Annotated in this window: 12 protein-coding genes; 3 read left to right on the forward strand and 9 right to left on the reverse strand. The window is 63.6% G+C overall.

Features of this window, described 5'->3' with window-relative positions; genetic code table 11:
• Positions 1-10: 10 nt before the first annotated feature.
• The 8 genes from AC2JAJ_RS10560 to AC2JAJ_RS10595 form a co-directional block, all read right to left on the reverse strand.
• Positions 11-1102 carry a type I restriction endonuclease gene (locus AC2JAJ_RS10560; RefSeq protein ID WP_486415915.1) on the reverse strand — a complete coding sequence of 364 codons (1092 nt, stop codon included), beginning with the start codon at positions 1100-1102 and terminating at the stop codon, positions 11-13.
• Positions 1103-1602: 500 nt separating this feature from the next.
• The gene (locus AC2JAJ_RS10565) at positions 1603-2979 is read right to left on the reverse strand and encodes an MFS transporter (protein WP_486415914.1); all 1377 of its coding nucleotides are present in this window, start codon (positions 2977-2979) and stop codon (positions 1603-1605) included.
• Positions 2980-3066: 87 nt separating this feature from the next.
• On the reverse strand, positions 3067-3519 hold the full coding sequence (locus AC2JAJ_RS10570) for a MaoC family dehydratase (RefSeq protein ID WP_486415913.1): 453 nt from the start codon (positions 3517-3519) through the stop codon (positions 3067-3069).
• Positions 3520-4713 (reverse strand): thiolase family protein, encoded by a 1194-nt coding sequence (locus AC2JAJ_RS10575; RefSeq protein WP_486415912.1) that lies wholly within the window; start codon positions 4711-4713, stop codon positions 3520-3522. It lies immediately after the preceding gene.
• On the reverse strand, positions 4713-5489 hold the full coding sequence (gene fabG, locus AC2JAJ_RS10580) for a 3-oxoacyl-ACP reductase FabG (RefSeq protein ID WP_486415911.1): 777 nt from the start codon (positions 5487-5489) through the stop codon (positions 4713-4715). Before fabG ends, AC2JAJ_RS10575 begins: the two co-directional genes overlap by 1 nt.
• A gap of 63 nt (positions 5490-5552) precedes the next feature.
• Positions 5553-6749, reverse strand: a complete 1197-nt coding sequence (locus AC2JAJ_RS10585; RefSeq protein ID WP_486415910.1) for an acyl-CoA dehydrogenase family protein — start codon at positions 6747-6749, stop codon at positions 5553-5555.
• Positions 6746-7210: an acyl-CoA thioesterase gene (locus tag AC2JAJ_RS10590; RefSeq protein ID WP_221383549.1), complete on the reverse strand. Its 465-nt coding sequence runs from the start codon at positions 7208-7210 to the stop codon at positions 6746-6748. The genes AC2JAJ_RS10585 and AC2JAJ_RS10590 overlap by 4 nt, the downstream gene beginning before the upstream one ends.
• Entirely contained in the window at positions 7203-8453 is a 1251-nt protein-coding gene (locus AC2JAJ_RS10595) for a CaiB/BaiF CoA transferase family protein (protein WP_486415909.1), read from the reverse strand. The genes AC2JAJ_RS10590 and AC2JAJ_RS10595 overlap by 8 nt, the downstream gene beginning before the upstream one ends.
• Before the next feature lie 175 nt (positions 8454-8628).
• On the opposite strand from AC2JAJ_RS10595, the gene AC2JAJ_RS10600 reads away from it, so the two are divergent.
• A complete protein-coding gene (locus AC2JAJ_RS10600; RefSeq protein ID WP_486415908.1) occupies positions 8629-9525 on the forward strand; it encodes a LysR substrate-binding domain-containing protein in 897 nt (298 codons plus the stop codon).
• A 152-nt stretch (positions 9526-9677) separates the two neighbouring features.
• Positions 9678-10877 (forward strand): acyl-CoA dehydrogenase family protein, encoded by a 1200-nt coding sequence (locus tag AC2JAJ_RS10605; RefSeq protein WP_486415907.1) that lies wholly within the window; start codon positions 9678-9680, stop codon positions 10875-10877.
• Here the strand turns inward: AC2JAJ_RS10605 and AC2JAJ_RS10610 are convergent.
• Positions 10857-11138: a hypothetical protein gene (locus AC2JAJ_RS10610; protein WP_486415906.1), complete on the reverse strand. Its 282-nt coding sequence runs from the start codon at positions 11136-11138 to the stop codon at positions 10857-10859. The genes AC2JAJ_RS10605 and AC2JAJ_RS10610 overlap by 21 nt on opposite strands.
• Before the next feature lie 90 nt (positions 11139-11228).
• On the opposite strand from AC2JAJ_RS10610, the gene AC2JAJ_RS10615 reads away from it, so the two are divergent.
• The gene (locus AC2JAJ_RS10615; protein WP_486415905.1) at positions 11229-12677 is read left to right on the forward strand and encodes an HNH endonuclease signature motif containing protein; all 1449 of its coding nucleotides are present in this window, start codon (positions 11229-11231) and stop codon (positions 12675-12677) included.
• Positions 12678-12804 lie beyond the last annotated feature (127 nt).

Genomic DNA, 12804 nt, shown 5'->3' on the forward strand with positions numbered 1-12804 from the left:
GGCGCGGCAGTCAGAGGTAGCTCTTCACGGTCGCTCGGAGCGTTTCGGTGTGCTCATAGATTTCCTCTAGTGAGTTGATGGGCACCCGAGTCTCTTCCTTGCTGTCATTGAAGATTCCTAGGTACTTCTGCGTCCGGTTGAAGTGGAGACGGGCAATGGGCTTGCGGTTGTTGTCGTCGAGCAGCACCGCAAAGTAGGACTTCGCGTCACGCTGCGCCACACGGACTGGCTTGACCTCGCTGCAGACAATTGCCCTCACAATTTGGTAGCCCTCGATTTCCTCAAGTGTTGTCTCCAACGCATCGGCTTCAGCGAGATCAGCTTCGGCAACGGGCGTGCTGGTGACCGCGGCCGGAACCGTTGTGTCTTCAGTTTGCGGGAAGCCGGGGTTGCCCAAAGCCTTCTTCAGCCGCTCGTTCACCTGGTCATTGAGGAATTGCTTGGTGGCCTTCCCGACCAGTGTTGTGAACTGCTCCCGAACTTTTTGCGTATAGGGTCCTGAGTAAACTCTCGCCGTCAGGAACTTGACCCATTCATCCTCGGGTTCCTTGAACTGTGCAGCCAGCGTTCGTTTCAGCTCGCCGATGTATTTCAGTTCACCGGCCGCGCTGATGATCGAGTCCAGGTCGAAGACGTCCTTGGAGAGTTTCTGGAGTTCCGGGATAAGCGATTGGTCGATGTCGTTCAAATCAAGCACGAGGAATGGTTTCGCATCCATTCGGTTAGGTGCGTCCAGATCCGTGAAGAACTGGTAGACCTCTCCGTTGGTGAGAATGGCGATCCGAGCATTGGTGACGGCAAAGTACCGGAAAAGCTGCGATGCGTGCTCGATCTTCACCGGCTCTGTGGACTTCTTGCACTCGATCAGAATCTGGACTTCGCCGTCCTTAACGATCGCGTAGTCGATCTTCTCGCCCTTCTTGAGCCCAACGTCGGCGATGAACTCGGGGACAACCTCCAAAGGATTGAATACGTCATAGCCGAGAATCGTCGAGATGAAGGGCATCACGAAGGCGTTCTTCGTTGCCTCTTCCGTTTGAATTACACCCCGCTGTTGACGCACCTTTGCCGCCAGCGCTGAAAGCTTTTCTGCAAATTCCATGTCTTACCCCCAGTAAGGCCCTTACCCGGACACAGCTTCGTGTCCGGCGGCAGTTCGAGCTGATGAAGCAAAACCTACATCCGATCGGCGACATTTACACGCAACCGCTTGATGGCTACCGTCATGCCGGAGACTTCCTCAACGATAACCAGCCAGGCAGACCGGGGGAATTGAACCCCGTCCGCATAAAACGAATGTGGACGACTCCGGTCCCACCCGCCGTCGTCCGTTCGCTGCGAGTCGGCCCAACGGGCAGCCGGTTCTCACTCAGGGCCATGATCGCGGGGCGAACTTCGCGATCATCTCGTCTACAACTCAGCGACCGGGCCTCACTCCGTATCAGCCAGGTCGGCCAATCTTTTCACGCAGCCCCTCGGTTCAGGACGCCGATAGCCGACGGACGACGCCCAAGCCGCGAGAGACGGGGATTAGCCTCCTCCTCGCAAACGAATGCGGGCGACGGCGGGGATCTCCCGCCGTCGCCCGCTCGCTCCGTTGACTTAGAACGCGTCGGCCTCCGCATTGAGGTCCCGGCCCCTGGTTTCCGGCGCAAAGAACCCTGCCACAATACCGATCGCAGCGTAGGCCATGAGGATTCCGGCTACCGGGACCCAGCCAGGCCCGGTCGCAGCAACGACGCTGGCTGCAATGATGGGGCCGAGACCGCCGGACAGGACGGCGCCGATTTCCTTGACCGTGGTCATGAACGAAAAGCGGCGTTTGGACCCGAACATTTCCACCAGCCAGGTTGACTCCACGCCGTACAAATTCGGCAGTGGACCGCCAACGAAGATGACGAAGACCAGGGCCACCAGCACCGGGTTACGCGTTTCGATCATCAGCATCGCGGGAATCGTAAAGGCGAACTGGAATCCGGAGAGCCAGAGCCAGACCCTGCGGCGGCCGAATCGGTCAGTGAGCTTCCCGGTCAGCAAGACTGTGGCCACGCCCAGGACGGAGCCGAGTGTTACACCGGTGGTGACGAGGTTTGCGTCCATTTTCACCACCGATACCGTCCAGCCGATCAGGAAGCCCTTGACGAGGTAGACCGAACCGTTTTCGCCGAGTTTGATACCCAGTGAGACGAGGAAGGCCTTTTTGGCATCCGCGGCGTCCCGCCAGATGCTTTGCTGCCTGGCTTCCAGACGTGCCGCGGCACGCCGCGCCTTGACCGCCTCGAAGACCGGTGATTCGCTCACGCTGCGACGAAGGTAGAGCGCCACTAGGGTGGTACCGACGCTGAGCAGGAAGGGAATACGCCATCCCCAGGCAAGGAACTCGTCCTTGGGCATCTGTGAGAGCAGCAACCACAGTCCGCTTGCCAGGAGCACGCCGGTCGCCGTTCCCAGTGCCACCACGGCGCCGTAAAAGCCGCGCTTACCGGAAGGAGCGGATTCCACCAGCAGCAGCGAGGCCCCGGATAGCTCCGCGCCCGCGCCGAAGCCCTGGATAAGCCGCAGGAGCACCAGGAGGATTGGGGCCGCGACCCCGATCTGGGCAAAGGTGGGCAACAGACCCATTCCCAAGGTGGCGATACCCATCATCCCCACGGTGATGACCAGGACGGATTTCCGCCCATACTTGTCCCCAAGGTAGCCGAAGTAGATTCCGCCCAGGGGCCGGACGAGAAACCCGGAACCGAACGCGGCAAAGCTCGCCATCAGTGCCATCGCCGGGTCCGTGTTGGGGAAGAAGAGCGGCCCGAAGACCAGCGCTGCCGCCAGGGTGTAGAGCGTAAAGTCCATGTATTCCAAGGCGGAACCAAGGAACGACGAAATGGATGTGCGGCGCAGTTCAGCCGGCGTTACCTGCAGCTCCGATGCCAGGCCCTGCGGCTCAGCGGCGGCATACTTCAGGTTCGGGTTTTCTGTGACCATGGGGTTTCTCCCTTGTGTAGAGCCTGTCGGCAGGCCCGGAGGCAAACGTCGTTGTTCGGATGGTGGTGCAAGGTCTTCAAGGGCAGTTCAGTTCGGGAGCAGGGAGACAGTCTCCGCTATGCAGGCAGGCTTTTGCGAGCCTTCCAGTTCGATCAGGTGATTGAACTGCAGCTGCCGCCCATTGGCTGTCTCGCTCACCGAGGCCAGTGTCAGCCGGTCCCTGATGCGTGAGTTGACCCTGGCCGGCGCCGGGAACCTTACCTTGTTCAGACCGTAGTTGATGATCATTGCGGCCCCGTCGACCCGGTATACCTGGCCGGCCAGGTATGGCAGCAGCGACAAGCTGAGGTAGCCGTGGGCAACCGTGGCGCCGAAGGGTCCGCCTGCTGCCAGCTCCGGGTCCGTGTGTATCCATTGTTGGTCCAGGGTGGCGTCGGCGAAAGCCTGGATCTGGGATTGGTCCAGGGTGTGCCATCCACTCACCCCGATTTCCTGGCCAGCCATGGTGGCCAGCTCGGCGGCGTCCTTGAACAGTCTCATCTAAACCCTCTCCAGCAGCATGGCGACGCCCTGGCCCAGGCCCACGCACATGGTGGCCAGGCCGCGGTTGGCGTTTTCGCGTTCCATCCGGCCCAGCAACGTGACCACGATCCGTGACCCGGAGGACCCCAAGGGATGGCCCAGGGCGATCGCACCGCCGTCGTTGTTGACGGTTCCCGCATCCATTCCGAGTAGCCGCATGCAGGCCAGCGCCTGCGCTGCGAACGCCTCGTTGAGTTCGACGGCGCCCACCTCGGCCAGGTCCCAGCGCGCCTTGGCCAGGGCCTTTTGCGTCGCAGGCACCGGGCCGATGCCCATTACGTCCGGAGCGACACCGGCCGCTTGGCTGGTCACGATGCGGGCCCGGGGCGTGAGCCCGTAGCGCTCCACGGCCTCGCCGCTGGCGACCAATACAGCTGATGCGCCGTCGTTGAGGGAACTGGAGTTGCCAGCGGTGACCACTCCGCGGGGCGCCACGATCGGCCGGAGGGCGGCCAAGGCATCAGCGGTTGACCCGCGCCTGGGTCCCTCATCGGTGTCCACCAGCGAGACTTCGCCCCGCCTGCCCGTGACCGGAACCGGGACTATCTCGTCGCTGAAACGGCCGGCGTCGATCGCCGCCACAGCCAGGTTGTGCGAGCGCAGTGCAAAGCTGTCCGCGTCGGCACGGGAAATCCCCTCCCGCTTCGCTACCTCTTCTGCCGTTTCGGGCATGGAAAACAGTGCCCCCGACTCCATCCGCGGGTTAACAAACCGCGCACCGATTGAGGTGTCCGCGAGTTCACCCGGTTTGGAGTAGGGCTTCTCCGGTTTTGCCATCACCCACGGCGCGCGGGTCATGGACTCTACGCCGCCGGCCACCACAAGGTCGGCGTCACCGTTGCGCACCGACTGCGCCGCCATGCTGATGGCGGTCAGCCCGGAGGCACAGAGCCTGTTGACGGTCACGGCCGGTACGGCGTGCGGGAACCCGGCCAGCAGTGCGGCCATCCGGGCAACGTTACGGTTGTCCTCACCGGCCTGGTTAACACAGCCGAGGATGACCTCGTCAACGGTGGCAGGATCGACGCCGGCCCTGTCCACTGCGGCCTGAAGCACAAGCGCGGCCATGTCGTCGGGACGGACAGTGGCGAGCACGCCGCCGTGACGGCCCACCGGGGTGCGGACGCCCCCGACGAGGAATGCCTCGGGCATCAGCGGGCCCCGCCGTTGATGTAAAGGGTCTGGCCGGAGATGTAAGAGGAGTCGTCACCGGCGAAGAAAGCCACGGCCCCTGCCACTTCCTCCGGCTGGCCTACACGTCCCAGTGGGGTTCGCTCCGCCACCGCCTGCTGGTGCTCGGCCGGGCTGGCCCCCACCCGCTCTGCCGTTGCGGCAGTCATTGAGGTGGCGATGTATCCCGGCGCCACCGCATTGACCGTGATGTTGAACGGACCAAGTTCGATGGCGAGCGTCGCGGTCAGGCCCTGGATGCCGGCCTTTGCAGCCGCGTAGTTGGCCTGGCCACGGTTGCCCAGCGCGCTGCGGCTGCTGAGCGAGACGATCTTGCCGTACTTGGCCGGAACCATGTAGCGCTGGGCAGCGCGCGTGCAGAGGTAGGCGCTGGTGAGGTTGGTGGCCAGGACCGAATCCCAATCCTGCCGCTCCATCTTGAAGAACATGTTGTCGCGGGTGATCCCGGCGTTGTTGACCAGGATGTCCAGCCGGCCGAATTCCCGGTGGATGTCATCGAATACCCGGTCTACGGCTGCCTCATCCGTGACGTCGCAGCGGGCGGCAACGGCCTTTCCGCCCGCCGCCACGACGTCCTTGTGGTCCGAGATACGCTGTGCGGTGTCCTTGGCGCGGTCCTCGTTGAGGTCCAGGACGGCGACAGTGGCGCCGCCACTGGCCAGTTTCAGCGCGGTGGCTGCGCCGATCCCCTGTGCCCCTCCAGTGACTACTGCCACCCGGTTGGTGAAATTGCTCATGACGTTTCCTTTGCTGGTGTTTGGAGCGTGCTTTGGCAAGCCCGGGTCGGGCCCGCCCGGGAGCTAGCTGAAGGCGGAGAGGCCGGTGATCTCGCGACCAACAAGAAGGGATTGGATCGAGTCCGTGCCCTCATAGGTGGAGACGACCTCCATGTCGGTCATGTGCCTCGCCACGTGGTTCTCCAGCAGCATGCCGTTGCCGCCGAGCATGTCCCGTGCCTCTGAACAGATCCAGCGGGCTTTCCGGGCCGTGTGCATCTTGGCCATGGAGGCCATGGGCCCAGTCATACGGCCGTCCTCGGCCAGCACAGCAAGGCGAAAGCAGATCAGCTGCATGGCTGTCAGTTCTGCAAGCATGTTGGCCAGCTTGTTCTGCACCAGCTGGAAACTGCCGATTGGTTTGCCGAACTGCTGGCGGGTCTTCGCGTAGTCCACTGCGATCTCGTATGCGGCCATTGCGTGGCCGTAGGACTCCCAGGACGCGCCGCTGCGTGTGGAAGTGAGGACCCTGGTGACGTCCTTGAACGAATGGCATTCCGTGAGTCGGTTGGATGCAGGGACCCGAAGGTTCTCGAGGGTGATGTCCGGTTGGAGGATCGCCCGCTTGCCAATCTTGCCGGTGATGACTTCGGTGGAATACCCCTCTGGAAAGCTGCCGTCCTCGTTACGCTCCATCACGAACGCCTTGACCTTGGCATCCGCTTCGTCGCGGGCAAAGATGATGACGACGTCGGCCATGCTGGCGTTGCCGATCCAGCGTTTGCGCCCGTTGATGATGTAGCTGTCCCCATCGCGCCGTGCGCTGGTTTCGAGCGCCACCGAGTCAGACCCGTGCTCGGGTTCGGTCAGGGCGAAGGCGCCGATCTTGCCAAGGGCGGCCATGGAAGGGAGCCAGCGCTGCTTTTGCTCCTCGCTGCCGAGCATGTTGATGGTTCCCATCGCCAGTCCGGACTGGACGCCGAGGAAGGTGTTGACGGAACCGTCGCCGCGGGACACCTCGGCGGCGATAATCCCCGCGGCAAGCCGGCTTAGCCCAGGGCATCCGTAGCCCTGAATGGTTGTTCCGACGATGCCGAGCCCGGCAAGTTTGGGTACAAGTTCGAAGGGGAACTCGGCACGTTCCCAATAGCCGTTGATGACCGGCAGCAGGTCTTTGTCGACGAAGGCGCGGACTTTCAGCCGGAGCGCCCGGTCCTCAGCGCTGAGGAAATCGTCCATGAGGTAAAAATCGGTGCCGTTCGCGGCCGTTTCGGGTGTCATTGAGTGAGCTCCAGTGGTGTGTGATCGGGGACCTGTTTGCCCTGCGGGTCTGTAGTTCCATGTGAAGGCTGGAAAAGGGTGAGCCAGTGACGCTCGTGTTCCGCCAGGGGCCGGGACTTGCCAGTGTCCGGCTGGACCGAAACCAGCACGGTACGGCCGTCGACGGCGACCTCCCCGTATTGGCTGCCCCTGAATTCCAGGCTGAACGAACTCGTGCCGATCCTGGTCACAGCGAGTTCAACCTCCAGGTCTGCGCCGTGGTGGACTGGCCGCCGATAGTTCACTTCGAGGCTGGCTACCACCGTGGGGGTCGCCTCGGCTCGGCGTATTCCCGGCATCGAAGACCGCCATTTGATTCTTGACTCCTCCAGGAGAGTGACGACGGCGGCGTGGTTGACGTGCCCGTTGAGGTCCTGGTCGGACCAGCGTGGGCAGACTCGGGTCCGGTAGGTTTCAGGCATCGACCAAGGCTTTCCGATGGAGTAGCCAGTCCCGCACCAAGCGGGAGCTTTCGTTCAATCCCGGGGGTGCGAGCGAATAGTCCACCGGCGTAAGGGAATATTCGACAGGATGGCGGACCGTGGGTATCTTCCGGGGCCCGTCGCCAGCCATCACTACCGGGTTCAGCCCCAGCTGTTCAGCGAGCTCCACACCGCCGCGGACATCCTGGATCGGCGCGCAGGGCAGCCCTGCCGAGGAGAGCTCACGGAACCATTCGTCGGCTGACTGGCCAGCCAGCTGGGCGTGGAGGATGCCGCGCAGCTCGTTACGGTTGGCGTTGCGCTGCAGCGTTGTGACGAACTTTGGATCACGGGCGACTCCGGGAATCCCCAGCGCCTCGCACAGCCGGACGAACTGGGCATCATTTCCCGTCGCGATGATGATGGTGCCGTCCCCGGTCTGCATCGGAGCGTATGGATACATGCTGGGATGTTCGTTCCCCATCCTGGTCGGTACTACACCGCCCGTTACGTAGGCTGCAGACTGGTTCACCATGCCGGACAGGGCCGAGGTCAGCAGGTTCAGTTCCACCAGCTGACCCTCGCCGGTCCGGTCCTTGTGGTGTAGTGCCCCCAGGATGCCGATGGCAGCGTGCAGGCCTGTGATGACATCGAACAGCGCGATGCCTGCCCGGTACGGTTGGGTGTCCTGGTCCCCGGTAAGGCTCATCATCCCCGAAGCGGCCTGTACCAACAGGTCATACCCCGGAATATGTGCGCCCGCTCCGGTACCGAACCCAGTGATGGAAGCATAGATAATGTCCGGGTTCAGTTCGGCCGCGGACGCGTAATCCAAGCCCAGCCGCGCCATGTTGCCGGGCTTGAAATTCTCGATCATGACATCAGCGCTGGCGATCAGGGAACGCGCAACGTTGAGGTCCTCCGGGTCTTTCAGGTCCAGGGCAATGGAATGCTTGTTGCGGTTAACCGCGAGGAAGAACGTGGCCTCGCCGTCCCGTACAGGGGGCATATACGTGCGGGTGTCGTCACCCTCAGGTCCCTCGACCTTGATCACCGTGGCGCCCATGTCAGCCAGGAGCATGGTGGCGTACGGGCCGGCCAGCACCCTGCTGAAATCTGCCACCACAACACCGGCGAGGGGACCCGCGCTGGCCCGGCCCAGGACGTCACCTGCAGGATTGTCGTCACCGCCAGCGGGACGACTATGTCCGCTGGAACCCGGTTCGTTGATCGGTTGTGTCATCTGCTTCCTCCGCTTTGTGGTCTGCATCACCTACCCTCCCAAGCGGACTGATTCGCGTCCAATACACATTGGGTGCCGGACTGATACCTCAACGCCATCAATGTCAGCTGGGTCTCCCTTCTGTATGTTGGGCTTATGAACAACGACGTTTACCCCGGCAGGAGCTGAGCGGGGAGTGGAGATACACCAGATCCGGGCCTTTCTCGCCGTAGCCGAGGAACTGCATTTCGGCAGGGCCGCGCGTCGGCTCCACATGGCTCAGCCGCCGCTGAGCCGGTCCATCCAGCGGCTTGAGCATGAGCTGAAGGCGCCGCTGTTCATTCGCAGCACCCGGACGGTGCAGTTGACGGCCGCGGGTGAGGCGCTTATCGGCCCAGCACGCGAGATTCTGGAAGGGTGCCGCCGCGGCCGCCTCGCGGTTGCCTCAGTGGGCCGCGGCGAAACCGGGCGCGTGCGGGTCGCCTTTGCCGGGGTTTCCTCGCATGTGATGGTTGGCAGGCTCGCCAAGCGGGTCCGGGAAGTACACCCCGGAATCGACTTCGAGCTGTCCAGCTCCAACTTCGCCCTTCCGGCCATGGACAAGGTCATGGGCGGGGCCATGGAAATCGGCCTGGGCCGCTGGAATTTCATACCTGCTGTCCTCGATTCGAGGATCGTGGCCAACGAGCGCCTTGTCGTAGCTCTGTATGAAAGCCACCCTCTCAGCGGTCAAGCTTCGCTTCGCATGGCAGACCTCGCGGGGCAGCCGTTCGTCACGTTGCCGGAGCACCCGGGCGCCATCCTCCATGACAACCTTCGGCGGCTCTCCAGCGCCGCGGGATACGTCGTGGAGATCGCCCAGGTGGCGCCGGACTCCCAGACGCTTATGGCGCTGGTGGCAGCCGAGATCGGTGTCGCCCTGACAGTTTCCTCCGTGCCGGAAAACTTCAGCCACCCGGGTGTCGTGTTCCTTCCCCTTGAAGACCCGGCTGACGCCATCCAACTGCGGCTGGTCTGGCGGAAGGACAACACCAGCCCGGCGCTGCGCGAGGTCCTTCGGCTCTCGGAAGAGGTCCTTCCGTCGCCGGACTGACCGTTGATTGATGCATATGGGGCATAAGCGGAACCATTATTAGGTATTGGATCGGAGGGCAATCGGACTGGCACAGTGGTTCAGGTCACCGGGTGGTGCATATCACGCCCGTTCCGACGCCAGCCGCCCCTTGACCTGCCAGGAGAACCACTGTGACCGTAACCGCACCCGCACCCGCACCCGCCCTGGTCTTCGACGACGTGCTCAACCTCGACAGCCTCCTGACCCCTGCGGAACTGGAGTTGCGCAGCACTGTCCGTAACTTTGTGGATGAACGGATCCGGCCCAACATTGCCGGCTGGTACGAGGACGCCCGCTTCCCGCTCGAGCTTGTTCCCGAGCTTGGGAAGTTGGGGGTCCTCGGGATGCACCTGAAGGGTTACGGGTGCCCAGGCCGCAGCGCCGTCGAGTACGGCCTCGCCGCCATGGAGTTGGAAGCCGGCGACTCTGGGCTTCGGACCTTCGTCAGCGTCCAGGGTTCCCTGGCCATGAGTGCCATCCACAAGTGGGGGTCCGAGGAGCAGCGGAACGAGCACCTGCCCGCGATGGCGCGGGGCGAGAAGATCGGCTGCTTCGGACTTACCGAACCGACAGCCGGCTCCGATCCTTCCAGCATGGCGACATTTGCGGCACCCGACGGAGACGGCGGTTGGGTCATCAACGGGGCAAAGCGCTGGATCGGGCTTGCCTCCGTGGCCCAGATTGCGGTCATCTGGGCCAACACCGCTGAGGGGATCCGCGGGTTCATCGTCCCGACGGACACCCCCGGCTTCACCGCGACGCCCATCGACTCCAAGCTGTCCATGCGTGCCTCAATCCAATGTGACATCGCCCTGGATGAGGTGCGGCTGCCGTCCTCTGCACTCCTGCCCGGCGCCCGCGGGCTCAGCGGCCCGTTCTCGTGCCTTAATGAAGCCCGCTACGGAATCATCTGGGGTGCCATGGGCGCCGCGAGGGACTCGTACGAAACCGCTCTCGCCTATGCCCAGGACCGGCTCCAGTTCGGCAAGCCCCTCGCGGGTTACCAGCTCACACAAGAAAAGCTGGTGAACATGCTGCTGGAAATCCATAAGGGAACGCTGTTGGCGCTCCATACAGGGCGTCTGAAGGACGCCGGGACGCTTGAGCTGGTGCAGATCTCCGTAGGAAAGCTGAACAACGTCCGGGAGGCCATTGCCATCTGCCGTGAGGCGCGCACCATCCTTGGGGGAAACGGAATCACCTTGGACTACTCGCCGTTGCGGCATGCAAACAACCTTGAATCGGTGCGAACGTATGAGGGTACGGACGAGGTCCATACCCTGATCCTGGGCCAGCGGGTCACGGGCATTTCAGCCTTCCGCCAGGAGTGATGCCATTCCGCGCGGGCATGCGGCGGCGGTCCTGCCGGTCTGGCGCTCAAAGCCGAAGCGCTGGCTGATTGGATTTTCTGCCTGGGTGTCCGCCGGAATGATGTTCCAGCCGATCTTCTTCAGCAGCTGGGCCCTGAGCAGCGGGGCCTTCAGCAGCATGGTCAGGCTGGGGCTGATGTTGAAGGCCGGCCGCGTCGCAGGCTGCAGCCTGATGACCGCGCCAATGCCCGGATCGATCTTCGCCTGCCCAATGAACTGCACGGCGGGGGGATGGCGGGCCCAAGGCTGCCCGCATTGGCCAGTGCGGGCAGCCGAAGTCACAATGTCAGACCCTCATGACAGGGTTTGGTTATGGAAACCAGCGCGGTTCTGGACAGAGGAGGCAAGGCCGGGTTGGCCGCTGCCGTCACATCCCTCGCCCGGCTGACTGACGAGCTTGCCGCCATCCTGGCGTGTTCGCCGGACGCCTCGGAGCGGGGTGCCCGCAATGCTGATGCGGATCCCTTGCGGGCTGTTGCCGGTTCGTGCTTGGACGGGCTGGCAGTTGTGGCCCGGATTGAAGCCGTCACTGCCGCAGCAAAAGTCCGGTTGTTGGCGAACTATGCACAGGCAGTGGACGCGCTGGAGGAGCCGGCGAAAACTGCCTACGAGTCGTCAGCGCGCGAAATGAGCCTGGTGGCGGAGGTTGCCTGCGCTCTGACCGTCGGGGAACGTGCCGCGTCCGCACTTTTGGGGGAGGCGCACGCGCTGACCACGTCCTTGCCGGCGGCGCTGGATGCCTTGCACGCCGGCAAGATTTCCTGGCAGCACGCCCGGATCATCGTCGATGAAACCACCGGGATGGGCATTGCCGGCGCCGCTGCGCTGGAGGCTCACTTCCTGGACCCGGAGGCGCCGAACGCGGCCAGGGGTGCCGCGCCGGGGGAGTTGGTGCCGGCCCGCTTCCGGCGGAAGGTGCGTGCCTGGCGGGAACGCCACCATCCGGAGTCCCTTGAGGCCAGGCACGCGAAGTCGGTTGAGGACCGGCGGATGGAGTACTCGCCGGACCGCAACGGGATGGCTTGGGTTTCGCTGTACCTGGCCGCGGATAAGGCCTGTGCCATCTGGAACAGGACGTCCGCCCTGGCGCGTGGGATGCAGGGCCCGAATGAGCCGCGGACCCTGACACAGATCAAGGCGGACGTAGCGGCAGAGCGGCTGCTGGGGAATTCCGGCCACTCCTCCGGGTCCGGGCCGTCCCTCAAAGCGGATGTGCTGGTCACGGTCCCGGTCTTTTCCGCCCTCGGCGTCACGGAGGAGCCCGCAGAGCTTGATGGTTACGGGCCGATCCCGGCGTCGATGGCACGCAAGCTTGTCGCGGACGGTGCCGGTTCGTTCTACCGGGTTCTGGTGGATCCCCGCGACGGGGCGCCGCTGGAAATTGGCCGCACCAGCTACCGGCTCCCGGAATCGTTGAAGCGGTGGCTGCGGATGCGCGATGGGAAATGCACCTTCCCCGGCTGCAGCAACCGCAGCCAGGACAACGAAGCGGACCATCTCAACGCCTGGGAGCACGGGGGATCCACCGGGATCAGCAACTTGGGTCAGCTGTGCCCCAAACACCATCGACTCAAACATCGAACAGGCTGGACGCCCGGGCCGGCCACCAAAAACGAGCCACCCGCCTGGATCTCACCCACCGGCCGCAAGTACAACGCCGAGCAGCTGGACCGGGAACCGACAATTTGGCCGCCGGGGTGCCTACCGGAAGAGACCAGCCCTCTGGAAGCAGTGATCGTGGACTACCTCATTGCCTGTTAGGGATGCAGCTTCCCCATTTCATGTCAGGGGAGGCCTTGCAGCTCAAGGGAGGCATGGACGCAGCCTGGGCGTGCGTCCGCCGTTGTTCTGCTGCGCTGTTCTGCTGCGCTGCGCGCCGGTAGACCCT

It is taken from the genome of Arthrobacter sp. MOO21, from assembly GCF_057369995.2.

Bases quoted from the DNA above. Each gene is read 5' to 3' on its own strand.
- AC2JAJ_RS10560 (WP_486415915.1), bottom strand. From the start codon at position 1,102: ATGGAATTTGCAGAAAAGCTTTCAGCGCTGGCGGCAAAGGTGCGTCAA.
- AC2JAJ_RS10565 (WP_486415914.1), bottom strand. From the start codon at position 2,979: ATGGTCACAGAAAACCCGAACCTGAAGTATGCCGCCGCTGAGCCGCAG.
- AC2JAJ_RS10570 (WP_486415913.1), bottom strand. From the start codon at position 3,519: ATGAGACTGTTCAAGGACGCCGCCGAGCTGGCCACCATGGCTGGCCAG.
- AC2JAJ_RS10575 (WP_486415912.1), bottom strand. From the start codon at position 4,713: ATGCCCGAGGCATTCCTCGTCGGGGGCGTCCGCACCCCGGTGGGCCGT.
- fabG (WP_486415911.1), bottom strand. From the start codon at position 5,489: ATGAGCAATTTCACCAACCGGGTGGCAGTAGTCACTGGAGGGGCACAG.
- AC2JAJ_RS10585 (WP_486415910.1), bottom strand. From the start codon at position 6,749: ATGACACCCGAAACGGCCGCGAACGGCACCGATTTTTACCTCATGGAC.
- AC2JAJ_RS10590 (WP_221383549.1), bottom strand. From the start codon at position 7,210: ATGCCTGAAACCTACCGGACCCGAGTCTGCCCACGCTGGTCCGACCAG.
- AC2JAJ_RS10595 (WP_486415909.1), bottom strand. From the start codon at position 8,453: ATGACACAACCGATCAACGAACCGGGTTCCAGCGGACATAGTCGTCCC.
- AC2JAJ_RS10615 (WP_486415905.1), top strand. From the start codon at position 11,229: ATGGAAACCAGCGCGGTTCTGGACAGAGGAGGCAAGGCCGGGTTGGCC.